This is a genomic window from Acinetobacter sp. 24-47-64 (assembly GCF_057737055.1).
Genome location: NZ_CM173215.1, coordinates 2,548,900 through 2,573,665, shown reverse-complemented (window position 1 = coordinate 2,573,665; position 24,766 = coordinate 2,548,900). Strand labels below are relative to the sequence as shown.

Annotated in this window: 20 protein-coding genes and 1 tRNA gene; 13 read left to right on the top strand and 8 right to left on the bottom strand. The window is 39.1% G+C overall.

What is annotated here, in order from left to right; all coding sequences use genetic code 11:
- Window positions 1-11: 11 nt before the first annotated feature.
- The 6 genes from ispG to AC1M85_RS12165 all read left to right on the top strand — a co-directional run bounded on the left by ispG (window position 12) and on the right by AC1M85_RS12165 (window position 6,637).
- Complete coding sequence (ispG, locus tag AC1M85_RS12190; protein WP_092767631.1) at window positions 12-1,133, top strand: flavodoxin-dependent (E)-4-hydroxy-3-methylbut-2-enyl-diphosphate synthase; 1,122 nt, start codon at window positions 12-14, stop codon at window positions 1,131-1,133.
- Window positions 1,134-1,136: 3 nt separating this feature from the next.
- On the top strand, window positions 1,137-2,432 hold the full coding sequence (hisS, locus tag AC1M85_RS12185; protein ID WP_035265610.1) for a histidine--tRNA ligase: 1,296 nt from the start codon (window positions 1,137-1,139) through the stop codon (window positions 2,430-2,432).
- Window positions 2,433-2,461: 29 nt separating this feature from the next.
- Window positions 2,462-3,163 (top strand): YfgM family protein, encoded by a 702-nt coding sequence (locus AC1M85_RS12180; RefSeq protein ID WP_481597936.1) that lies wholly within the window; start codon window positions 2,462-2,464, stop codon window positions 3,161-3,163.
- Window positions 3,163-4,311, top strand: coding sequence for an outer membrane protein assembly factor BamB (gene bamB / locus AC1M85_RS12175; RefSeq protein WP_481589256.1), 1,149 nt, complete (start codon window positions 3,163-3,165; stop codon window positions 4,309-4,311). Before AC1M85_RS12180 ends, bamB begins: the two co-directional genes overlap by 1 nt.
- Window positions 4,312-4,481: 170 nt before the next feature.
- Window positions 4,482-5,894, top strand: coding sequence for a ribosome biogenesis GTPase Der (der, locus tag AC1M85_RS12170; protein ID WP_035265604.1), 1,413 nt, complete (start codon window positions 4,482-4,484; stop codon window positions 5,892-5,894).
- Between the two features lie 98 nt (window positions 5,895-5,992).
- Window positions 5,993-6,637 (top strand): 4'-phosphopantetheinyl transferase family protein, encoded by a 645-nt coding sequence (locus AC1M85_RS12165; RefSeq protein ID WP_488213157.1) that lies wholly within the window; start codon window positions 5,993-5,995, stop codon window positions 6,635-6,637.
- Window positions 6,638-6,676: 39 nt separating this feature from the next.
- Here AC1M85_RS12165 and secF read toward each other — a convergent pair whose 3' ends face one another.
- From secF to queA, 7 genes are all read right to left on the bottom strand, one after another.
- Window positions 6,677-7,654: a protein translocase subunit SecF gene (secF, locus tag AC1M85_RS12160; protein ID WP_179999020.1), complete on the bottom strand. Its 978-nt coding sequence runs from the start codon at window positions 7,652-7,654 to the stop codon at window positions 6,677-6,679.
- Between the two features lie 7 nt (window positions 7,655-7,661).
- Window positions 7,662-9,563, bottom strand: a complete 1,902-nt coding sequence (gene secD, locus AC1M85_RS12155) for a protein translocase subunit SecD (RefSeq protein WP_035265600.1) — start codon at window positions 9,561-9,563, stop codon at window positions 7,662-7,664.
- Between the two features lie 53 nt (window positions 9,564-9,616).
- Window positions 9,617-9,946: a preprotein translocase subunit YajC gene (gene yajC, locus AC1M85_RS12150; RefSeq protein WP_035265599.1), complete on the bottom strand. Its 330-nt coding sequence runs from the start codon at window positions 9,944-9,946 to the stop codon at window positions 9,617-9,619.
- A 97-nt stretch (window positions 9,947-10,043) separates the two neighbouring features.
- Window positions 10,044-11,174, bottom strand: coding sequence for a tRNA guanosine(34) transglycosylase Tgt (tgt, locus tag AC1M85_RS12145; RefSeq protein ID WP_035265598.1), 1,131 nt, complete (start codon window positions 11,172-11,174; stop codon window positions 10,044-10,046).
- A 285-nt stretch (window positions 11,175-11,459) separates the two neighbouring features.
- Window positions 11,460-12,029, bottom strand: coding sequence for a LemA family protein (locus tag AC1M85_RS12140; RefSeq protein ID WP_488213156.1), 570 nt, complete (start codon window positions 12,027-12,029; stop codon window positions 11,460-11,462).
- A gap of 24 nt (window positions 12,030-12,053) precedes the next feature.
- Window positions 12,054-13,088 carry a hypothetical protein gene (locus AC1M85_RS12135; RefSeq protein ID WP_488213155.1) on the bottom strand — a complete coding sequence of 345 codons (1,035 nt, stop codon included), beginning with the start codon at window positions 13,086-13,088 and terminating at the stop codon, window positions 12,054-12,056.
- A 10-nt stretch (window positions 13,089-13,098) separates the two neighbouring features.
- On the bottom strand, window positions 13,099-14,136 hold the full coding sequence (gene queA / locus AC1M85_RS12130; RefSeq protein WP_488213154.1) for a tRNA preQ1(34) S-adenosylmethionine ribosyltransferase-isomerase QueA: 1,038 nt from the start codon (window positions 14,134-14,136) through the stop codon (window positions 13,099-13,101).
- Between the two features lie 182 nt (window positions 14,137-14,318).
- Here queA and AC1M85_RS12125 point away from each other — a divergent pair.
- The 4 genes from AC1M85_RS12125 (at window position 14,319) to AC1M85_RS12110 (ending at window position 19,812) form a co-directional block, all read left to right on the top strand.
- A tRNA-Leu gene (locus tag AC1M85_RS12125) sits at window positions 14,319-14,405 on the top strand.
- Window positions 14,406-14,763: 358 nt separating this feature from the next.
- Window positions 14,764-16,044 carry a sensor histidine kinase gene (locus tag AC1M85_RS12120; RefSeq protein ID WP_488213153.1) on the top strand — a complete coding sequence of 427 codons (1,281 nt, stop codon included), beginning with the start codon at window positions 14,764-14,766 and terminating at the stop codon, window positions 16,042-16,044.
- A 65-nt stretch (window positions 16,045-16,109) separates the two neighbouring features.
- Complete coding sequence (glnE, locus tag AC1M85_RS12115; RefSeq protein WP_488213152.1) at window positions 16,110-18,851, top strand: bifunctional [glutamate--ammonia ligase]-adenylyl-L-tyrosine phosphorylase/[glutamate--ammonia-ligase] adenylyltransferase; 2,742 nt, start codon at window positions 16,110-16,112, stop codon at window positions 18,849-18,851.
- Between the two features lie 34 nt (window positions 18,852-18,885).
- Complete coding sequence (locus AC1M85_RS12110; RefSeq protein ID WP_035265589.1) at window positions 18,886-19,812, top strand: branched-chain amino acid transaminase; 927 nt, start codon at window positions 18,886-18,888, stop codon at window positions 19,810-19,812.
- Between the two features lie 37 nt (window positions 19,813-19,849).
- On the opposite strand, the gene AC1M85_RS12105 is transcribed toward AC1M85_RS12110, so the two are convergent.
- Window positions 19,850-21,019: a nucleotide sugar dehydrogenase gene (locus AC1M85_RS12105; RefSeq protein WP_488213151.1), complete on the bottom strand. Its 1,170-nt coding sequence runs from the start codon at window positions 21,017-21,019 to the stop codon at window positions 19,850-19,852.
- A gap of 168 nt (window positions 21,020-21,187) precedes the next feature.
- Here AC1M85_RS12105 and AC1M85_RS12100 point away from each other — a divergent pair, with 168 nt between their 5' ends.
- Genes AC1M85_RS12100 through AC1M85_RS12090 form a run of 3 tightly spaced genes read left to right on the top strand, consistent with a single transcriptional unit; the run spans window position 21,188 to window position 24,551 of the window.
- Complete coding sequence (locus AC1M85_RS12100; protein WP_488213150.1) at window positions 21,188-21,958, top strand: glycosyltransferase; 771 nt, start codon at window positions 21,188-21,190, stop codon at window positions 21,956-21,958.
- 11 nt (window positions 21,959-21,969) lie between these two features.
- Window positions 21,970-23,580, top strand: a complete 1,611-nt coding sequence (locus tag AC1M85_RS12095; RefSeq protein ID WP_481613386.1) for a glycosyltransferase family 2 protein — start codon at window positions 21,970-21,972, stop codon at window positions 23,578-23,580.
- Window positions 23,577-24,551, top strand: coding sequence for a glycosyltransferase (locus AC1M85_RS12090; protein ID WP_488213149.1), 975 nt, complete (start codon window positions 23,577-23,579; stop codon window positions 24,549-24,551). The genes AC1M85_RS12095 and AC1M85_RS12090 overlap by 4 nt, the downstream gene beginning before the upstream one ends.
- Window positions 24,552-24,766: the final 215 nt, after the last annotated feature.

The following is a 24,766-nucleotide window of genomic DNA, read 5'->3' as shown; positions in this document are numbered from 1 at the left end:
AAGGTAAAACGATGATCGAGAATCCGATTCGACGCAAACCAACACGTAAAATTCGCGTAGGTTCTGTGTATGTGGGTGGCGATGCGCCAATCAGTATTCAAAGCATGACCAATACTGAAACTTGTGATGTAGCTGCAACAGTTGCACAAATTCAACGTTGTGTGGATGCTGGCGCAGATATTATGCGTGTGTCTGTACCGAGTATGGAAGCCGCTGCTGCTTTTGGAGAAATCCGTAAACAAGTGCAAGTTCCACTCGTTGCCGATATCCATTTTGACTATAAAATTGCTTTGGCTGTTGCAGATTTGGGTGCAGATTGTCTGCGTATCAACCCAGGGAATATCGGTTCAGAAGCAAAAATTCGCGAAGTGGTTGCTGCGGCTCGTCACAACGATATTTCAATGCGAATTGGTGTCAATGCAGGCTCTCTCGAAAAAGATATTCAAAAGAAATATGGTGAGCCAACAGGTCAAGCTTTGCTTGAGTCAGCAATGCGTCATATTGATATTTTAGATCGTTTGGATTTCCAAGAGTTTAAAGTGTCAGTGAAAGCATCGAATGTCTTTTTGACGATGGATGCTTATCGTTTGTTGTCACAACAAATTGACAATCCTTTACATTTAGGGGTGACTGAAGCTGGAATTTACCGTACTGGTTCGGTGAAGTCGGCAATTGCACTGGGCGGATTGTTAATGGAAGGCATTGGCGACACCATGCGAATTTCATTAGCAGCGGAACCTGAGGAAGAAATCAAAATTGGTTTTGATATTCTTAAATCTTTGGGCTTACGTTCAAATGGTATTAACTTTATTGCTTGCCCAAGTTGTTCACGTCAAGAATTTAATGTCATCAAAGTGATGCAAATGCTTGAAGAGCGTTTGGAAGATGTACGTACTCCAATGGATGTTTCTGTCATCGGGTGTAAAGTCAACGGTCCTGGTGAAGCTAAAGAAGCTGATATTGGTGTAGTGGGCGCAAGTCCACGTTCACTGGTGTATCGTAATGGTGAAAAGAGTCATTTAATTGACACAAATCAATTGGTTGACGAAATCGAAAATATGGTTCGTCAACGTGTTAACGAGCTTGAAAAAGCTAAATCAAAAGAGATTATTCGCACAGGTTTTTCTGAGTAGATCATGAGTTCAATCGTCGCAATCAAAGGTTTTAATGACATTCTCCCAACGCAAACCCCAGCTTGGAGACGTCTTGAACAGCATCTGTCTGGTTTGATGGATGCCTATGGCTATCAACAAATTCGTTTGCCGATGGTTGAACAGACAAACTTGTTCAAGCGTTCTATTGGTGATGCAACGGATATCGTTGAAAAAGAGATGTATACGTTCTTAGATAAAGGTAATCCTCCTGAGTCTTTGACCTTACGTCCTGAAGGTACTGCGGGTTGTGTACGTGCTATGCTCGAACATAATTTGCTTCGTGGTGCGACACCGCGTGTTTGGTATATTGGACCGATGTTCCGTTATGAAAAACCGCAAAAAGGTCGTTACCGTCAATTCCATCAATTTGGTGTGGAAACGTTTGGTGTTGCAACTCCTGATCAAGATGCTGAACTGATTTTGATGACTGCGCGTCTGTGGAAACGGATGGGTGTTGCGGACAAAGTTCAATTAGAGCTCAATACTTTAGGTGAGTCAGATGAGCGTGCAGCTTATCGCGCAGCCTTGGTTGAGTTTTTAGAATCACATAAGTCAGATTTAGATGAAGATTCGCAGCGTCGTTTAACGACGAATCCACTGCGTATTTTGGACTCTAAAGATGCAAAAACTCAAAGCATTTTAGAAAATGCGCCTAAACTTCATGACTTTATGGGTGAAGAGACGCTGGCACATTTCCAACAATTACAGCAATATCTAACCGATGCAGGTATTTCATTTGTCATTAACCAAAAGTTGGTTCGTGGCTTGGATTACTATAATAAAACTGTATTTGAATGGACGACGACACATCTGGGTTCACAGGGTACGGTTTGCGCTGGTGGTCGTTATGATGGTTTAGTGGGTCAGTTAAAAGGTAAACCAGATCAATCGGTTCCTGCGGTTGGTTTTGCAATGGGTATTGAGCGTTTATTGCTTCTTTTAGAACAAGTAGAAGACAATATACCAGTACGTGATTGTGAAGTATTTTTACTTGCAGATCCTGCGACGCAAGGTAAAGCTTTAGTTTTGGCTGAGCAAATTCGAGATCAACTTGAAGCTGCAAGTAGTTCAGTGCGTCTGAAAGTTGGCTCTCAAGGCTCGATGAAAAGTCAAATGAAAAAAGCGGATCAGTCTGGTGCAATTTATGCCTTAATCTTTGGTGAGCGTGAAGCTGAGGTGCAACAACTTTCAGTCAAAGAGTTGGCTACAGCAGAGCAGACACAAGTAGCGGTCAATGACATTGTGCCGTTCATCATTGATAAACTATCTTCAAAATAAATTTAAGAACATAAGGAAAGGGCGATCATATGAGCGCAATGACTGACGAAGAACAACTGCATACAGCAAAGTCGTTTTTTAAGAAATATGGATCGGCGTTGATTACGCTGATTCTTCTTGCCCTGATCGCCTTTTTCGGATGGGAATATTGGAAGAAGAAAAACGTAGCAGAAGATCAAATACAGACTGCTAAAGTACAGCTCTTAGTTGATGAAGCTAAAGCTGCAACAACTGATCCTAAAGTAGCGACTGCTTTGGATGGAACTGCTGAAAAAATTGTAAAAGAAAATCCTGATTCGATTCATGCGGTTCAAACGCAATTTGTAATGGCAAAATTGGCTTATGACCAAGAGAATTATGCTAAAGCTGAACGTGAATTGAAAAAAATTGAAAATGCTCAAATCAAAGATGAAGGTTTACAACACATCATTAAGCTTCGTTTAGCAGATGCTCAACTGGCACAAAAAAAATATGATGAGGCTTTAAAAACACTGTCTGGGTTAAATTTGCCCGCTTTCAAAACAACTGTAGATGAAGCACGTGGCGATATTTATATTGCTAAGAATGATATTGAAAATGCGAAAAAAGCTTATCAGAGCGCGTGGGATAACTTAATTGCAACTAAACAAGAACGCCAAATCTTACAAATTAAACTCGAAAGTGTTGGCATATTAGTAGATGATCCTGAAATTGAGCGCCCAATTTTAGATATACAAACGGATGAGTCTTAATGGATAGAAAGTATAAAATTTCTTTTGTTCTAGCGACATTGTCGTGTGCACTAATGGCGTGTACAAGCAATACGGTGAAAGAAGAAAAGGTGAAACCTAATCCGTTGCCTAAAATTCAGCAATCGGTGAGCTTAGCACCTATTTTTTCACATAATGTTTCAGCGACGGATACTGCTGATCCATTGCGTTTGAGAATGGCGAATGATCAAGGTGTTTTATACTTTTTAGATCCTAAGGGACAGGTTTCTGCATATCAAGGTAAGCAGCGTGTCTGGGAAAAACAAGTTACCAAGCTTGGTTTAAGTTCAGGTGTTGAAGCGGCCAATGGGTTAGTGATCGTCGGCAACAAGAAAGGTCAACTGTTTGCTCTCGATCAAAAAACGGGTGATATCCGTTGGACTGCGCAATTAAGTGGTGCAATTTTGAGTGCGGCGCTTATTCAGACTGGTCGAGTGATCGTTGTTGCAAATGACGGTACGGTGTTTGGTCTGGATGAAAAAACAGGTCAACAAGTGTGGACTTATCGTATGCCAAACGAACAATTGAGCTTACGCGGTCAAGCTTCACCTGTGCGCTTAGACCCACGAACAGTGTTAGTGGCCTCGTCAAATGCATACGTGTACGCAATTGATAGTCTCACTGGAACTTTGCGTATGCAAAGACGTGTGGCAGTCAGCGATGGTCGTTCTGATATACAGCGTTTAGTTGATGTGGATGCAGATCCAATCGTTGCAGGACAATTGGTTGTAACCACTAGCTATCAAGGCCAAGTCACTGTACTAGATCTAGTTTCGCAACGTGTGATTTGGAGTGAAGATGCAAGCAGTATTAACCGTGCTGAAGTTGCAGGTCGCCAAGTCTTCGTCACGCAAACAGATGGTAAAATTGTATCGTTTGATCTGGTGACGGGTCAGCCGTTATGGACTAATGATCAATTGCTTAACCGTCAATTAAGCAACCCCGTAATGTTGGGTCAGTATTTAGTGGTAGGTGATTATGAGGGGGTACTCCACCTTGTAGATCCTAAAAATGGTCAACTTGTTGGTCGCGAAAAAACGCGTGGTGAAGTACGTTCGTTGCGTGTAGTGAACAATCAGCTTTACTCAGTGACACGTACAGGCGCACTTACAATTTGGCAGAATCGTTAATTTTTTCTCTGCTTATGGTAAACTAGTCGCTGAATGCATATTTTAAGTTCGGGGTGTTGAATTTTCAGACCCCGACATTTTTATTTTTAAGTAGATGATTCGTCTAACTTCTTCCACAGTTTCTGATGTTCAGGCCAATTGAGTTGGCTGATCTTGTTAAAGGTTAATCTATGAAACCCGTTATTGCGCTCATTGGTCGTCCGAACGTCGGAAAATCAACGCTGTTTAACCAGATTACCAAAAGTCGTGACGCGCTTGTTGCAGACTTTGCCGGTCTTACTCGTGACCGTAAATATGGTGATGCAGTTTATCAAAATAAATCATTTATCGTTGTAGATACTGGCGGTATCGGTGAAAACGAAGGTGGGATCGACTCTTACATGGCAGAGCAGTCTAAAACTGCGATTCATGAAGCAGATATGATTATCTTTGTTGTCGATGCGCGTGCAGGTCTTCTAGCTTCTGATGAACAGATTGCGCGTGAGTTACGTACACTCGGTAAAAAAGTATTTTTAGTTGCCAACAAAGTCGATGGTGTCCATGCAGAGGCAGCATTGGTTGAGTTCTTTAAGTTGGGTATGGGGGAACCGATGCAAGTGGCTGCAAGCCATGGGCGTGGTGTTCAACAAATGCTCGAAGAAGTACTTGAAGATGTACCAGAAGATGACCTAAGTGAACAGCGTGATGAAGATACTGGGCTCCGTCTAGCGATTATCGGTCGTCCGAACGTAGGTAAGTCAACATTAGTTAATCGCCTGTTAGGTGAAGAACGTGTCGTTGCTTTTGACCAGCCTGGTACTACACGTGACTCAATTTACATCCCATTTGAGCGTGATGGTCGAAAATATACGCTCATTGACACTGCTGGTGTTCGTCGTAAAGGCAAAGTGGATGAAATGATTGAGAAATTCTCAATCGTAAAGACTTTACAAGCAATGAAAGATGCCAACGTTGTTGTTGTTGTTGTTGATGCGCGTGAAGGTATTGTTGAGCAAGACTTGCATTTGATTGGATATGCGATTGAAGCTGGTCGTGCGATGGTGATTGCGATCAATAAATGGGACAATATGTCAGAATATGATCGCAAACAATGTAAATTGGATGTTGAGCGTCGTTTTGACTTTATTCCATGGGCAAAAATCCATTTAATTTCTGCTTTGCATGGTACAGGTGTGGGTGAGCTTTATCCTTCAATCCACCGTGCATATGAATCTTCACGTTTGAAAGTATCTCCAGCGAAAATCACTGAGATCTTAAAAGATGCAACAGATGCGCATCATCCACCTAAAGTTCAAGGTCGTGCAATTAAAATGCGTTATGCGCATATTGGTGGTCAAAACCCACCTACGATTGTGATTCACGGTAATAAAGTTGATAAAACCCCAGCTGACTATCGTCGTTACTTAGAAAACGTGTTCCGTAAAGTGTATAAACTTGAAGGTACACCTGTAAAAATTGAATTCAAAACTTCAGAAAACCCATTTGAAGGTCGTAAATCTCAAATTGATGAACGTACTGCGGCACGAAAACGTCGTTATGTACAGAAGTTTAAGAAAGCCGAGAAGAAGTTCAAACGCGGTTAATCAATTGTAAATTCAGTTCAGAAAGCCCAAATGTGAAGTTTGGGCTTTTTTTATGATGCGAATAAATTAAGATAAATGGAATCATTGAGAACCCTATTATGACCCGTCATATTCAAATTGATATTTCAAAAATTTCTTCTTTTTTTCAAGTTTCTGAAAATCTCACACGCACAGAAGAAATCAGTCTTAGAAAAAACATGATTTACCAATATCGCAACAGCTTACTAGGAAGTAAATTAAACAGAACAATAAAAAATGAGGATATTGACCTAACAAAAGATGGAAAACCTTTTTTGAAGGAATTTTCAAACTTTGAGTTTAATCATAGTCATAGTCAACATTATTATGCTTTAGCTACCTCACATATCATCCGAGATTTGGGTGTGGATATTGAGGAGCTGAATCGATCAATTCGATTCGAAGCCTTAGCAAAACATGCATTTCATCCACAGGAATATGCGATATGGGCAGAATTGGATTTTGATTCTCGCTATTGGTTTAAAGTCTGGACCATTAAGGAAGCAGTTTTGAAGGCACATGGGATGGGAATACGCATGAGCTTAAATGAGTTGAATACCAATGCCCATATCACACATATGGGTGGGATTTGTGAGCATCCAGTCTTAGGGGTATTTGCGTATCAGAATTTTGAAATCATGAATTGTATGCTGACAGTCGCATGGCGAAGTGAATATTCTTGCCGTGGTTTTGCAATTCCTCAAATTCAAATCACTCAACATTAAAAAAGCCCATCATTTGATGGGCTTTTTTGTACTGAAGGTTTATTGAGGAATTTCTTCTTCCTCTTCGAATTCAGGTTTTACTTGAACAATAAAGTCTTGGCGGTTCAGACCACGCCACAATGCAAATGCAGTACCGATATAAATCGAAGAATATGTTCCGACAAAAACACCGACAAACATTGCAATCGAGAACCATTTCAAACCATCGCCGCCCATGATCATCATAGCAACGACCACAAGCAATAGCGTCATCGAAGTGTGGATGGTACGACGTAAGGTTTCAGTCAATGCAATATTGATGATCTCAAGAGGTTCTGCCCCACGAATTTTACGGAAGTTCTCACGAATACGATCCGAGACAACAATATTATCGTTTAATGAGAAACCAATAATCGCTAGAAGAGCAGCTAAAACGGTTAGGTCAAATGGCCACTGCATCAATGCAAAAATACCAAGAGTCACGATAATATCGTGAAATAGCGATAGAACTGCACCCATTGCCAACTTGAATTCGAAGCGAATCGTCACATAAATCAGCATGATAATCAGAGCCAAAGCCACAGCACCTGCTGATTTAATGTAAAGTTCGTTTCCGACTTGACCACCAACAACATCTACCTTAGGTACAGTCACGGTATTATTGTCTAATTGAACTGCGGTGGTAATTGCTTTGGTTAGATCTTCCGCTTCAATATCTTCTTGTACGGGCATACGAACCATTAAATCTCGTTCAGAACCTAAGGTTTGAACAACAGCATCATTAAAACCCGCATCACTTAATGCTTGCGTCACTTCAGAGGGTTTTACAGGATTGGCATAATTCAATTCAGCTGCAACACCGCCAGTAAAGTCTAATCCTAAATTCAGACCTTTAGTCGCGATAAAGAAGATACTTGCAATAGTCAGGATGATTGAAAGCCAAGCTGCTGGCTTTGCAATCTTCATGAAAGGAATTACGCGTTCGTTGTCTGGACGGCCGTATTGTTTTGATTCGAGTTGAGTATTTTCAGTCATGATAGATCTCCTAAATGCTCAACTTTTTCAAGTTACGTTTTTTACCGTAAATGATCTGTACAATTGCACGGGTTACTGTAATCGCAGTAAACATCGAGCAAACAATACCAATCATGAGTGTCACGGCAAATCCTTTGATCGGACCAGTACCAATGGCAAAGAGGATAAATGCAACAAGGAATGTGGTTAAGTTCGAGTCAAAGATGGTGTTATAAGCTCGATCATAACCTGCAACAATCGCCTGTTTAGGCGATGCTCCCCATTTGATTTCCTCGCGTATTCGCTCGCAAATTAGAACGTTTGCATCCACCGCCATACCGATGGTAATAACGATACCTGCAATACCTGGCAGCGTTAATGAAGCACCGATCCAAGACATAACCGTCAAGATCATGGCTAAGTTGAATACTAGAGCGAAGTTCGCAATGACACCGAATAAGCGGAAGAATACCACCATCCAAATTGCGACTAGGATAAATCCAATTTGAGTGGATAGTACGCCCTTATCGATGTTTTCTTGACCTAGGCTTGGACCGATAACACGCTCTTCAACAAAGTACATTGGTGCAGCGAGCGCACCTGCACGAAGCATTAAAGCTAGCTCAGCTGCTTCTTGAGGTGAATCTAAACCAGTAATACGGAACTGTGAACCCAGTACTGCTTGAATATTCGCTGCATTAATGACGACAGATTCAGTATATGGTGTGCGTACTTCAGTTTGTGCACCTGTTTCAGGATCTTCAACGTAACTGATACGTTGTTTATTCTCAATGAACAGTACCGCCATACGCTTACCAACAGCGCTACGAGTCGCATCTGACATTAACTTACCACCTGCATTATCAAGGGTAATGTTAACTTCTGCTGTACCACTATCTTGTCCAAAGCCTGAAGAAGCATTTTGTACACGCTCACCCGTCAGAATACGATTACGGTTAAGTAAAAGTTCACGACCACTGTCTAAAGACTCATAGGCGAATACTTCTGTCCCTGGAGGTAAGGGTTGACCATTATATTTCCCTGAATAAGGATCAATATATTGATCATTTAGATCAGACACCAAACGGAATTCTAAGTTTGCTGTACGACCTAAGATACGTTTTGCTTCAGCTGTGTCTTGGACACCTGGTAATTCAACCACAATACGGTTGCTACCTTGGGTTTGAACCAATGCTTCTGCAACACCAAGTTCATTAATACGATTGCGAAGTGTTGTTAAGTTTTGATCTAACGCATATGACTGAATTTCTTGCTTCGTGGTGTCTGTATAGGTTAAACGAAGACTGGCACCATTTTCAGTTGCAAGTGCTTGTTGAGTATATTTATTGCCGTTACGACGAAGTTGATCCATCGCTGCTGCACGATCTTCATTGTTAGCAAATTGAACAGTGATCGCATTGTTATTCAATGAAAGACTATTGAATTTGATCTTGTTCTCACGGAATTCGCGTCGCAAATCAGCAGCCGAAGTTTCCATACGCTGCGCAATAGCTTTGTCCATATCCACCTCAAGGAGGAAGTGGACACCACCGCGCAAATCAAGACCAAGTTTCATTGGTCGTGCACCGATTTTCTGTAACCATTCAGGTGTTGTTGGTGCGAGGTTTAATGCAACAACATAGTTTTCACCCAGACCTTCACGTAGGATATCTTTTGCTTTTAATTGGGCTTCAGAACTGTCTAAACGTAGAAGGGCAGCATTTTGAGTAAAGCTGTTATTGTGGGATTGGATATTGTTGCTTTTTAATAGTTGCTCTGCTTTTTGAATCACTGTGTCATCAATGACAGAACCAGCTTTTGCACCAGAAATTTGGACAGCTGGTTCATCAGGATACAAACTTGGCAGGGCATATAATGTACTCACGACTAGTACAACTAGAATGAGTAAATATTTCCATGCTGGGTAACGCATTCGCTTTCTTCTTAAAATGAAAAAAGTCGTGCAGCTGCACGACTATTTTATAATTAAAGGTTATTTAGAGTGCCTTCAGGTAATACTGAAATCACACTTGCACGCTGAATTTTAACTTCGTTGCCACGGTTTAATTCAACCACAGCGAAATCACCTTCGAGTTTAGTAATACGGCCCATTAAACCGCCTGCAAAAACGATTTCGCTGCCAACGCCTAAGCTCTCAACCAAAGTGCGATGTTCTTTCGCACGTTTTGCTTGAGGACGCCAAATTAAGAAGTAGAAAATTGCAATGAATACTGCAATCATCAATAAGTTAGCAACTAAGCTTGGTTGTTGTGCAGCTTCACCAGCTGCGTGTGCAGTCGAAATAAAAAGGCTCATTTCATTTTCCTAAACTAAAAATATCAAAAAAGATGATAAAAAATCGGCTTGTTCAGCAATTTACATTGTCTTTTTGCTCAGCGCAAATACTGATGTATTAATCTTGCGGACAAGGGGGTACTTCAAGCCCACGGCGTGCATAAAAATCGTGAACAAAATCATCAAATGTTCCGTTATCTAATGCATCACGCATCATTTCTGCTAACCGCAAGTAATAACGAAGGTTATGAATTGTGCCAAGCATTGATGCAAGCATCTCACCACATTTTTCTAAATGGTATAGATACGAACGGGTAAAGTTGGTACAGGTGTAACAATCGCAATGCGGATCAAGTGGGCTTTGATCATGGCGGTATTTCGCATTTCGTATACGCACTAAACCGTCCGTAACAAAATAATGTCCATTACGTGCGTTACGAGTTGGCATTACACAGTCAAACATGTCTACACCACGACGAACAGCTTCAACGATGTCTTCTGGTTTGCCAACACCCATTAAATAACGTGGTTTATCCGCAGGCATTTGCTCTGGAAGATAATCAAGGACTTTGATCATCTCTTCTTTTGGCTCGCCTACAGAAAGACCGCCAATCGCATAACCATCAAAACCGATTTCTTTTAATCCATTTAGTGATTCTTGGCGGAGGTCTTCATACATGCCGCCTTGAATAATACCAAACAGAGCATTGCGGTTTTTTAACACATCATGATGTTGAGTCTTACAACGCTTTGCCCAACGCAATGAAAGTTGTAGAGATTTCTGAGCTTCTTCGTGAGTCGCTGGATAAGGTGTACATTCATCAAAAATCATCACGATATCTGAATTCAATGTATGTTGAATATCCATCGAAATTTCAGGAGAAAGAAAGACTTTAGAGCCATCAATTGGAGAGCGGAATGTTACGCCGTCTTCTTTGATACTACGCATTGCGCCTAAGCTAAATACTTGGAAGCCACCAGAGTCAGTCAAAATTGGTTTATTCCATTTCATAAAACCATGTAGACCACCGTGCTCACGAATGACATCTAGGCCAGGGCGTAGATATAAATGAAAGGTATTCCCTAAAATGACCTGTGATTTAATTTCTTCAATATCACGTGGGAGCATGCCTTTAACAGTGCCGTAAGTTCCGACAGGCATAAACATCGGTGTTTCAACGACACCATGTTCCAAGGTTAAGCGTCCGCGTCGAGCGCGACCAGACTGACCTAATTTTTCAAACTTCATAAATTGTCCAAATCGAGGCGAAAAAACAGTTCGCTGATTGATAGCGATAAAGCGCTCTATTTTCCTAGATTCGCGCAGTTTATGCTAGAAAAATTACATTATTCTTAACGACTTGGATTTTTGTTTATGAAAAATTACAAGAGATACATGATCTTGCTAAACAATGAAGATATCTGCTTATTTTTCGCCCAGCTATACAGTTTTTAGCGTATCTTAATATGAATAAATCGTAATGGATAAACAACGTGATTCTCTAAGATATTGCCACTTTTTAAGGTGGAATCCTTATTTGAAATTAGGGCGATAATCAAAATTTTGTTGCGCTTTATGATCGGTAAATGGGCGAATAGGTTTCTTTGCGAGGCTGATACTGTTGATTAAGTTATTCGGAAAAACTTGAATCAAGTTATTAAACTCTTCGACATTTCGATTGAATATTGAAATTGCAGCACTGACATTTTCATTTTGCTCTTGAATGTCATGCATCATTTGGTTGTAAAGCTGATCAGCTTTGAGATCTGGATAATTTTCAACAACCACATTTAAACTTTTCATTAACGATTGACTTAGCGCTTCAATATGCTGAAGCTGAGCTATATCAGATGATTGTGTATTGAGATTTAGGATTTGTTGTCGTAAGGCTGTGATATTTTCTAATGTTGATTTTTCAAACTCAGTGTATTGAGATAAATTTTGTTCAAGATCATCTAATGTTTTAATTTTCTGACGTTCAAAATTTGTGACATCTGACCAAGCACGCTGAGAAGCATTCAAATATCGAATGATATTATTTCGAACCCATATTCCCCAGACAATAATCAAAACAAAGATGGAAAGAAAAATGAATAAGCCCACGCGCATTACCTAATATGATCGTTATTATGCGACTAAGTTTAGCATGCTCTGTTTGAGTTGTTGATAATTTGGCATGGTTAATGTTCTTAAGTAACCGCGCAAAGCGGATATATTTTTGATCTCTTTGATTTCAAGTTTGTGTGTGACGTCAAATAAATCGCGATCTCCCAAATAACACATGATTTGGTCATGAGGGTGGAAAATTAAGTCGCCCTGGTGAATTCGATAAAATTTAATCAGTTTGAGTGTGGTTGATGGCGTCATGATCTTTGCGAGTTGTAAACGATCTGTACCGTAAATCTGAACTTTTTTACGTAGCTCTAAATCACTGCTCTCCCAGCGCTCTGTATATGGTGTGGTGAACCCTTTCTTTCTACTGGTCGTCGCTAATCCTAGTGGTGATATATCAAATACAAATACGCCCCAACGATGACGTTCAATTTTTTTTAATTTTTGTGGTGTTTTGTTTTGCTCAGGCAGATTGACTTCATCAATAAATCGGTAATGAAAAAGCATAACAGGGAAATCTTGGTTTTGAGCGTTTTTCCACGTGGTAGAGGCAAATTTTAAAATGTCATTGGCATGGTTGCCTTGGTTAAACAAAGGAAATTTTTGCCTTAGCTGACTTATGATCAAGGTGTTATGTCTATTTGTTCCAAGGTGTGATGGCGATGAATAAGCTTCTATACCGAATTTAAAACCAATCATTCGCTCTTCAAGAAATGAAATCACTTCATGAATAGGTTTATTCGGTTCATAAATTATATATGCAATCAGGATAAGTATCGCCGATGCGCTATATGCCATCCATTTTAATGTGTCAAAAATAGGAAAGAGCGAAAAAACAATGAATATGATGGCAAGCGTAACTAAAAATTTAGGTATGCCATTGTGAAAAAAGAGTTGGGTATTCGAACCCCATGGATGTAATCCTTGCAGGATGTCATCAGAATGTTGAGCAGAACGTCCAAGAGCCCAAAGCCGATCAACACTGGCCATAATTTGCTTGTTCTTTCGGGTGCGAAGGTGAAGCAGTTGCTGAACAGAATCAATCGGCATAGATCAGATCCTAATCTTTTGCTTGGTCAATCAACATTGCGTCACCATAACTAAAGAAACGATAGCGTTCTTTTACAGCATGTTGATACGCATTCAAAATATAATCACGATTGGACAGGGCTGAGACAAGCATTAATAATGTTGATTCTGGAAGGTGGAAGTTAGTAATTAAGCGATCTACTACTTTAAATTCATAACCAGGATAAATAAAAATCTGAGTATCACCAGTCCAGCCCTTCAGTTCGCCATCATTGGCTTGAGCCGCACTTTCAGTTGCCCGTGTTGCAGTCGTTCCGACGGCAATCACTTTATTGCCTCGATCTTTAGTCGCCTTAATCAACGCCATAGCTTCATCGCTGACTTGGCACCATTCACTGTGCATGATGTGATTTTCGATATCAGTGGTGCGTACTGGTAAGAAGGTACCTGCACCCACATGTAAGGTGACAAATGTCTTGTTTACACCTTTATCTTCAAGTTTTTTTAATAGTTGTTCATCAAAATGTAGAGACGCCGTTGGAGCAGCAACGCTAGCAATTTTTGTAGGATCATTAAATACGGTTTGATAACGAACAGTATCAATATCTTCTGCTTCTCGGTTGAAGTAAGGTGGAATAGGCAATGCACCATACTGATCCAATACATCTAAGATTGGTTTGGAAAATTCCACCACATAGAGATTTTCATGGCGCCCTTGAACCGTAACTTTAACCTCATCTGATCCGACAAAAAGCTCAGCACCTGGTTTTGGTGAGTTACTTGCTTTGATATGGCAATGAGCAATAAATTGATCAAGCATTCTTTCAACCAGAACCTCAATCGCACCACCCGAAGCACGCTTACCTTTCAAGCGAGCTTTCATTACCTTGGTATCATTGAGAACTAATAAATCACCTTCATTAAACAGGTCTAAAATATCGGTAAATTGGTGATCATCATACTGACCATCCGCCTTAAGATGAAGCAGGCGAGAAGCACTTCGTTCTTCAAGAGGGTAACGGGCAATAAGTTCGTCTGGGAGTTCAAAGCTAAAATCAGATAGTTGCATAAGAATATAAAAATGGAATCAGCAAAAATTTTGGCATTAGTATATGCTTTTTTTGCCCAGTTCGAGCTGAGTTTGGTGGTTAAAAAAGCATAATGCATGCTATTGATTTAAAAATAGGCGCTTGAGTCAGGTTATGCATTGACAAAGAAAAGAAAAACGATATTATACCGAACACAACCTTTCCCGAGGTGGTGAAATTGGTAGACGCGGCGGACTCAAAATCCGCTGTCAGAGATGACGTGTCGGTTCGAGTCCGACCCTCGGGACCAAATACTTAAAGGCCTTCAAGCATATTTAGACTTGAGGGCCTTTTTATTTGTTTTAAATAAATAAAGGAATTTTAAAATTTCAAATGAAGATTTGATGAATAATATAAGATAAGGATTGAGTAAATTTTATTTTAATAATAAATAGTTATGGTTTATTCAATCGATCTTCACTAGACGCTTACGTTTTATAAAGTACGACTCATGCTTTAGCTAGATATTCAGTCCTCAAAAATGCACTTTCTTAATATTTGAGAATGTATTAGTCTTGATGAAATAAGGTTTCATTTCTTTACTGTGAAATGAAAAAATAAAATGTAATCGATCATTATTCCCCTTTACTCCATGGCAGGATGTAGACATGAAAATAGAATTTATAGATGTCGATCAAGCTGATCAGCTCAGTGCCTGCAAAATGTCTCTTTTACTCGGTGTATCAACGCCAAAAAATCAACTTGAGAGTTTTTTAAGATTTGCGCGTGGCATTTTAAATGCGGAGTCAGCAATCTTAGCTTTTCATGATGAACCATATGTGTGGCATTCTTCTCCAAATGGATTTAAAGCTTTTAATGCCAATAAAAAAGCAAAATTATTACCATATTTCGCGGGTCAAACTTCGATCAGTCGTGATCATCCTAATTATTCATCTTTTTCAGCACATATTCATCAACTCGGAGTTGATCACGAGCGAATTATAGCCATTGATTTAAAAGTGAATGATCATTTTTCAATTGGTCAAGTGATTTTATTTGATAATCAGCACCAACCTTTTGATGATCAAAATTTAGAACTGGTTTATGATTTTTCAATGAGCTTAATTCGTATATTAGAGCTTCATTCGGATTATGCGGAACTCAAAGAATTATATGAACAACAATCGGCGCTTAATTTCAGTAAAACAAAATTCTTTCAAATCATTGCACACGATTTACGCGCACCATTTCATGGCTTATTAGGTTTTTCTGATGTATTGGCCAATGAGCGTGAAAGTTTGGATGAGGACAGTGTACAGAATATCGCTGAGTATTTACATGATACCGCTCAATCGACTTATAACTTATTGGAAAGCCTATTAAATTGGGCAATGGCTGAAGGCGGGAGATTTGTCTATCATCCTATTCAGTTTGAGCTTAAACAGGTGACAAAAATCGTTTTTGATGTTTTAAACACGTTGGCTGTGAAAAAAAATATTCAATTAATTGAAAGTGTGCCGCAAGAGTTAAAAGTCTTTGCCGACATTAATATGATCACATCAGTGATTCAAAACTTGGTATCCAATGCTTTGAAGTTTACTCATGTGGATGGAACTGGAAAAGTTTATATTGAAGCATCAAAATGCGATCAAGGTGTCGAAATTGCCATTCGAGATACAGGTTTAGGTATGACACCACAGCAAATTGAGAAGCTTTTTCAACCGGATTTGAAGGTATCTATTCGTGGTACATCTGGTGAAAAAGGTGCTGGTTTAGGTTTGGTGTTATGTAAAAGATTTGTTGATTTGAATCATGGTGAAATTTGTGTCAGTTCTCAACAAGGTCAAGGTACGACTTTTAAAGTCATATTACCTGAAGCAGACACTCATGCAGCGTTACCTGCCACCCCAAATACGAGTAATCAACCATCTTTGGAAAAAGTGAACTAAATAGTCCACAAATTGCGTAAGGACTGATATAAAAGAGTTTTAGATTTATTCAGGCTTTTTTTCAAATGAATGCTGATCAGTTGCAAAAAACTCTTAGAGCCAGTCAATACGCGGAACAAGTTTATAATTTACATCAAACATTATTAGAACAAGATTATTCATCTGATCAATTTAATAAATTTTTAAGTACTGAACAAATCTATCACATTGTACAAAAAGAACTTGCTGACATTCAGGATGAAAAAGAATGGATGCAAAAAATTCGAATTTTGCGAGCACGGTTAATGTTTCGGTGGATTTGGCAGGATGCGAACCGCCTCATTTCAGTTATTACATTGACTCGTGAGCTTTCAGACTTTGCCGATGCCAGTATTGATGCAGCCAAAAGCTTCGCTTATCGTCCATTGCAAGCCAAACATGGAGAGCCGATCGGCTATAACGGTAAGCTTCAAGACCTTATCGTGATTGCAATGGGTAAATTGGGGGCTCAGGAACTTAATTTATCCAGTGATATTGATCTTATATTTGCCTTCGATGAGCAAGGTGAAACCAATGGTCGTAAATGTATTGATGTTCAGCAATTTTGCATCCTTTGGGGGCAAAAAATTATTTATTTGTTGGAACATATCACCGCAGATGGATTTGTATTCCGAGTGGATATGCGATTGCGACCATGGGGTGATGGTTCAGCACTAGCAATCAGTCATGCGGCACTTGAAAAGTATCTCAGTCAACATGGGCGTGAGTGGGAGCGTTATGCATGGATAAAGGCGCGTATTGTTACAGGAGGAAAGGAAGGGGATGAGCTTCTGGAAATGACTCGACCTTTTGTATTCCGCCGTTATGTGGACTACACTGCTTTTGCAGCGATGCGTGAAATGAAAGCGATGATTGAGCGTGAAGTTCAACGTAGAAATATTGAAGATGATATTAAACTTGGTGCAGGTGGTATTCGTGAAGTCGAGTTTATCGTTCAAGTTTTCCAGTTGATTTATGGTGGTTCAAAACTTGAGCTACAAGACCGTCAATGTTTAGTGAGTCTACATCATTTGGGGGTTGTTGGATTACTTGAACCTGAAGTGGTGGATGAGCTTGAAAATGCTTATTTATTCTTGCGTCGTGTGGAACATGCCATTCAAGCGTTGAACGACCAACAAACTCAATCACTGCCTACAGAACCTGACCAAAGAAATCGCATCGTAGAGACACTTGGATTTGAGAGTTGGGATGCTTTCTTAAATGTTCTCAATGATCAGCGCGCTATAGTAACTTATCAGTTTGAGCATTTAATTAAAGAAAAAGAAGTAGATCCATTGGTTGAAAGCTTTAGCCAAATAGAGCAGCAATTGAATGAAGTTTTAGATGAGTCTGCTAAAAATTTGGTTCGTGAATTTTGGTATGGACATGCCATCAAAAAATTACCCGCTAAAGCAGTTAATCGTTTAAAAGAGTTTTGGCCTCATCTGATTCAAGCTGTTCTTGAATCGGATAATCCACAAGTCGCTTTGGTAAGGCTGATGCCACTGGTTGAATCTGTGATGCGGCGAACAGTCTATTTGGTAATGTTAATTGAAAGTAAAGGAGCATTACAGCGACTCGTTAAAATGGCGACTGTAAGCCCATGGATTTGTGAAGAGTTAACTCATTATCCAGTTTTACTCGATGAGTTTTTATCGATGGATTTTGAGTTACCTAAACGCCAAGATTTGGAGGATTCACTCAGACAGCAGCTGCTGCGTATTGAAATTGATCAAGTGGAAGATCAAATGCGCGTATTGCGCTTATTTAAAAAATCGAATGTTTTGACTGTAGCAGCAAGTGATGTATTGGCTGAAAGTCCACTGATGCGTGTGTCTGATGCGCTCACCGATATTGCTGAGGTTTCAGTTCAAGCAACTTTGAATTTAGCATATCAAATTACAGCAAAAAAACATGGTTACCCAGTAGATGCAGATGGTCAGCGTTGTTCAAAAAATCATATGGCATTCAGTGTCATTGGGTATGGGAAATTAGGCGGTATTGAACTTGGGTATGGTTCAGACCTTGATTTAGTCTTTATCCACTATATGGATGAGCAGGCAGATACAGATGGCTTGAAACCAATTAGTGGTTTTGAATTTGCGATGCGTGTTGGGCAAAAGCTCATGTCGCTGATGACAACCCAAACTTTAGATGGTCGTGTGTATGAGATTGATACACGATTGCGTCCTTCAGGAGAAGCTGGGCTTCTCGTCACAAGCCTTAAGGCTTTTGAGCAATACCAACTTAAAAATGCATGGCTTTGGGAGCATCAAGCGATTGTTCGTGCGCGTAGTATAGCGGGTGAGCAAAGCTTAAGAGAAAAGTTTGAGGAATTACGCTGTCGTATTTTAACTTTGCCTCGAAATGAAGAAACGGTGAGAGCAGAAGTGCTAAAAATGCGTCAAAAAATGAAAGACCATTTAGGCTCATCAAATGAGCAAAAAAAAGATGGAATTTTTCATTTAAAACAGGATGCAGGTGGTATCGTTGATATCGAATTTATGGCACAGTATGCAGTATTAGCATGGAGTGGGACGAATCCTGATCTCGCCCATTACTCCGACAATGTACGAATCCTTGAGGATGCCGCAAAAACTGGCTGCTTATCCAGCGCCGATGCGACAGCATTGATTCAAGCTTATCTCCGTGAACGTGCCGAGAGTCATCGTTTAGCCCTTGCAAATCAATCCATGCAAGTGAGTGCTGCGAATTGGCTCGATACCCGTAAGGTCGTTTGCAAGCTATGGCAAAGATTAATAGATCCAGCTGCATCAGTAGTTGGATAGAAATGACTGTGTATAAAAATTTGGAGTTTAGGTCATGAATTTGGCTGATCGTGATGGTTTTATTTGGCAAGATGGACAATTAGTTGATTGGCGTGAAGCAAAAACTCACGTCTTAACACACACTTTACACTACAGTATGGGTGTGTTTGAGGGTGTCCGTGCCTACGAAACTCCGAATGGAACGGCAATTTTCCGTTTAAAAGAACACACTAAACGTCTTTTAAACTCTGCCAAAATTTATCAAATGAAAGTTCCGTTTGATCAGGCGGCATTAGAACAAGCTCAAATTGATGTGGTGCGTGAAAATAAATTAGCTTCTTGCTATTTACGTCCAATTATCTTTATTGGTTCGGAAAAGCTAGGTATTGCAGCGACGGATAATACAATTCATGCAGTGGTTGCTGCGTGGAGCTGGGGCGCTTACCTTGGTGAAGAAGCAATGGCGAAGGGTATTCGTGTAAAAACTTCTTCTTTTACACACCATCACCCTAACGTGACGATGTGTAAGGCGAAAGCATCAGGAAACTATACGCTGTCTATTTTGGCACACCAAGAAGTTGCGCACTCAGGTTATGACGAAGCAATGTTACTTGATCCACAAGGTTATGTGTGTCAAGGTTCAGGTGAAAACGTATTCTTAGTGCGTGATGGCGTGATTCATACCCCTGATATCGCTGGTGGTGCTCTTGATGGTATTACTCGTCAAACCATTATTACGATTGCGAAAGACCTTGGATATGACGTTGTAGAGCGCCGTATCACACGTGATGAATTCTATATCGCTGATGAGGCATTTTTTACAGGTACAGCGGCAGAAGTAACGCCAATCCGTGAATATGATGATCGTCAAATCGGTGAAGGTGTTCGTGGTCCAATCACAACACAAATCCAAAAAGCATACTTCGATGCCGTACAAGGTAAAGACCCTAAATATGCTCACTGGTTAACATATGTGAAGTAATTAATGCTTTGAAAAAAGGACTCAATTGAGTCCTTTTTTAATCATCTTTACCAAAAATATCTCTGGTATACACTTTATCTGCAACATCTTTTAGTTTATCGCAATGACGATTACTAATAATTAAATCTGCTCTTTTTTTAAATTCTTCCAGTGTTTTGATGATTTTTGAGTTTTGAAATTTTTTCTCTGAAAGTGTGGGTTCGTAAATAATGATCTTGATTCCTTGTGCTTTGAGACGACGCATAACACCTTGTATTGCTGACGATCGAAAATTGTCTGAACCACTTTTCATGACCAAACGATATATCCCAACAACGCTAGGGTATCTCTTCAAAATAGACTGTGCAATAAAATCTTTGCGAGTAATATTCGCATCTACAATGGCTTGAATTAAATTGCTTGGAACTTGGTCGTAGTTGGCGAGTAATTGTTTAGTATCTTTAGGAAGACAATATCCGCCGTAACCGAATGATGGATTGTTATAAAATTTACCAATTCGAGGATCTAAACAAACACCCTCGATCATTTGGCGAGTGTCCAATCGGTATATTTGAGCGTAAGTATCTAGTTCATTGAAGAATGCAACGCGCATAGCTAAATAGGTGTTTGCAAAAAGTTTGATTGCTTCTGCCTCGGTGGAGTCAGTGAACAAGACTGGACAATCTTTTTTATAAGCACCCTCTATGAGCATGTTTGCAAATTGATGTGCTCGTTCAGAATTTTCACCCATTATAATTCTTGAAGGATATAAGTTATCCAGCAATGCTTTTCCTTCTCTGAGAAACTCAGGTGAAAATATAATATTCTGTGTTTCAAATTTACTTTTTAGTTGTTGGGTGTAACCTACAGGAACTGTCGATTTGATAATGATCGTCGCTAATGGATTGATACTTAAAATCTCAGTGATCACAGATTCAACACTTGAAGTGTCAAAATAATTGGTTGTAGGGTCATAATCAGTTGGTGTCGCAATAAGAATATAGTCTGTCTGAAAATATGCATCCACAGCATTAGTTGTTGCTTTAAAGTTTAATGGTTTATTACTTAGAAAATCAGAGATTTCTGTGTCTTGTATAGGTGAGATTTTCTTGTTCAATAAATTTACTTTATTTTGATCAATGTCTAAGGCAGTGACTTCATGATGTTGCGCTAAAATCATCGCATTTGAGAGACCGACGTACCCAGTGCCGACAATAGTAATTTTCATTATTTTAGTTCAAGCCAGATTAAATTTAATTTGACAAAATAGGGTTTCTAAGACGTGACAATTTAATGAAGATTTGATTTCAATTTGGACGAGTTTGAATTCTTATCGTTCAAGAATATTTTAACTCTGTGGTATGATGCAGCTATTGATTCGGTGGAATAAAACGGCATGTCAATACATGAAAACAATGTCTTATTAGAAGAAGAGATTGCACAAGAACAGAACATTGTTTTGTGTATGAAGTGGGGAACCAAATATGGTTCTGAGTATGTGAATCGGCTTTACAATATGGTGAAACGACACACGACTGTTGATTTCCAGATGGTTTGTCTCACTGACCGTACAGAAGGAATTGATCCAAATGTTAAATGCTTTCCTATTCCACCGTTAGCATTGCCTGAAGGTGCGCCTGAGCGTGGTTGGAACAAGCTTTCAACTTTTGAGCCTGACTTATATGGCTTAAAGGGTAACGCGCTATTTTTAGATTTGGATGTTGTTATCGTTGATAACATGGATGATTTTTTCACTTATCCAGGTGATTTTTTAATTATTCACGACTGGAAACGACCATGGCGAATCACAGGTAATAGCTCAGTATACCGTTTTAAATTGGGCGCTTTCCCTGGATTATTACCATATTTTCGTGAGAACTTTGATGAGATCCGAAAAAAATTCCGTAATGAACAAGCCTATTTGTCATGGTATATAGATAAACATGCGAAGCAAACCTATTGGCCAGATAGCTGGTGTAAAAGTTATAAATATCACTGTTTACAAAAAATCCCAATGGCTTTTTTTAAGCCACCAGTAAAACCTGAAGGTGCTAAAATTATTATTTTCCATGGTGAGATTAATCCACCTGATGCAGTTAATGGTGGCGGTGGTAAATGGTACCGCTATGTGTTGCCAAGTCAATGGATTAAGGATGCTTGGCGCTAAACATGGAAATGTTGAATAGACAAGAAAGAGCATACCGTTTATCTGTTGTGATGATGGTAAAAAATGAGGCTGAGAATTTAGCAGTTAGTTTACCTGCATTGCGTGGTTGGGTAGATGAAATCATTGTGCTTGATTCTGGAAGTACTGATCACGGACGTGAACTGGTCGAAGCTGCTGGCGGTCAATGGTTTGTGAATACAGATTGGCCTGGTTTTGGTAAACAGCGTCAATTGGCGCAAAGCTATGCGACTGGTCATTGGATTCTAGCATTGGATGCTGATGAAGAAATTACTGAAGAATTAAAGCAAAGCATTTTAAAAGTTATCCAAAACCAACCTGCAAATATCGTTTATGGAATTAAACGCGTTGATTGTGTTTTTGGACATGAGATTGACAATCGTTATTGGTCAATAAAAGCGCATTGGCGTTTATATCCTAAATCATTTCAATATAACGATAATTTAGTGCATGAATCTATTGTTTTGAATCAAGCTAGAACAGAAACATTGAATGGATTCATGTTGCATCATACTGCACCTACACCAGAATTTTTACTCAGCAAAAGACTCCAATACGCGAAAGCATGGGCAGTTGATCGTTTTAATCGTGGAAAATCAACTTCATCATTTGCAATTTTACTGCATGCATTCTGGGCATTTATAAAACAATATATTGTAGATGGTCGTTTTTTGAAAGGCCGCTATGGTTTTTTATACTCGTTAATATTTGCGCAATATACTTTTAATAAATATGCAATTTTGTATGATCTACATCATAACAATGCCGAAGGAAAGTTTGTTGCTGAACATCAAGCATTGCAGAATCTAACTTCAATCGAGCTTGGGACAGAAAAAAGATCCACTTTATCATTGGTGATTATTTTAAAAAATGAGTCAAGACATTTGGCAGATTGCTTAGATAGTGTGGTTGATCTCGTGGATGAAATCGTCATTCTAGATTCAGGAAGCACGGACAATACTCGAGAAATTGCTGATCGTTACGGTGCAAAATGGTTTGTGAATACTGATTGGAAAGGTTTTGGTAAGCAACGTCAATTGGCTCAAAGTTATGCCACTCAAGATTATGTGTTGGTTCTAGATCCAGATGAGCGATTGGATCAACCTTTACGTGATTCGATTGCAGAAATTCTAAAGCAGCCAGTACAGTATGATCGAGTGTTTAGTTTGGCGCGAGTGAATTTATTCTGTGGTGTTGAAGTTCAAAAACGAGGCTGGTACACCGACAAACTTGCAAGACTTTATTCACGTGAGCATTTTAAGTATTCAGATTTAGAAGTGCATGAATCTTTAGACCAAAAAGGGGTTTCAGCACAATGTTTGCCAGGTTATTTGGCTCATTTGACCAACGATGATTTACATCATTTCTTGCTCAAAAATGTTCGATATAGTCATGATTGGGCAAAAGATAAGTTTAAAAATGGAAAAAAAGTCAGTTTAATTGCCTTAATATTTCGATCAATATTTTCATTTATTCGAGAATATATTATCCGAGGTGATTTTGTTGGTGGAGCATATGGATTATTTTTGGCAATCGCTTCGATGGGATACACCTTTAATAAATACGTGATGCTTTGGCAAATGAATCAAGAGAAGAATAAATGAATATTGTAATCGCAAATATGTCGACGATTCCAGTTTTTGCTTACGGTGGAACGGAGCGAGTTATTTGGGATTTAGCAAAAAAATTAGTCGAGTTCGGTCATAAAGTCACATTTATCGTCCCGAAGGGCTCAACTTGTGATTTTGCAGAAGTTATTGAAATTGATCCTTTTAAATCTTGGAATCAATTAATTCCTGAAAATACAGATATCGTTCATTTTCAATTCCAACCTAAAAACCTTGAAATTGATATACCTTATGTTGTGACAGAACATGGTAATGCTCAAGTGGGTGATTTGTTAGATAGAAATACTATTTTTGTTTCAAAAAATCATGCAGAGAGACATCAGTCGAACAGTTTTGTTTATAACGGCCTCGATTGGTTAAATTATGGTAATGTGAATTGGAAAGCCAAGCGTGATTATTATCATTTCTTAGGTAAAGCGGCTTGGCGTTTAAAGAATGTCAAAGGTGCGATCAATGTTGCTTTAAAAGCGAAGCAAAAATTAGATGTATTGGGTGGTGACCGCTTTAATTTTAAACGAGGCATACGCTTAACATTTTCTCCAAATATTCGTTTTCATGGTATGGTGGGCGGTCAAGAAAAACTCGCACTATTAAATGGTTCAAAAGGTTTGATTTTTCCAGTGCGTTGGCATGAACCATTTGGTTTAGCGATTATCGAAAGTATGTATTTCGGGTGTCCAGTTTTTTCAACGCCTTATGGGGCTATTCCAGAATTAGTTCCTCATTTTTGTGGAAAACTTTCACCTCAAACCGATGAGTTAGTCGATGCTATTTTGAATCAGAAATATGATCCTTTACAGTGCCACGAACATGTTAAAGAATATTTTAATGCTGAAAAAATGATGTATGGATATTTAGAAAAATATCAAATGGCTGTTGAGGGTAAAGCATTTAATTATCAAGCTCCATCATTATTGAAAGATAGCACTCATTTAGATTGGCATTAAAAATGATAAACTCTCATGTAGTTTTTAAATGTATTGCAAATGTTCTAATGTGTAATTAGACAAACTAGAAAAACTCACTTTTATGGATAGATATTTTTTAATTAATCTAAATTAAAGTATAATGTATATGTTTTTTTTCATACTAGAACTGTTGAATGTGAAATTTATTAACAACCATAATCTATTAACTTTTTTTATTTTATAAGCTTAGTAAA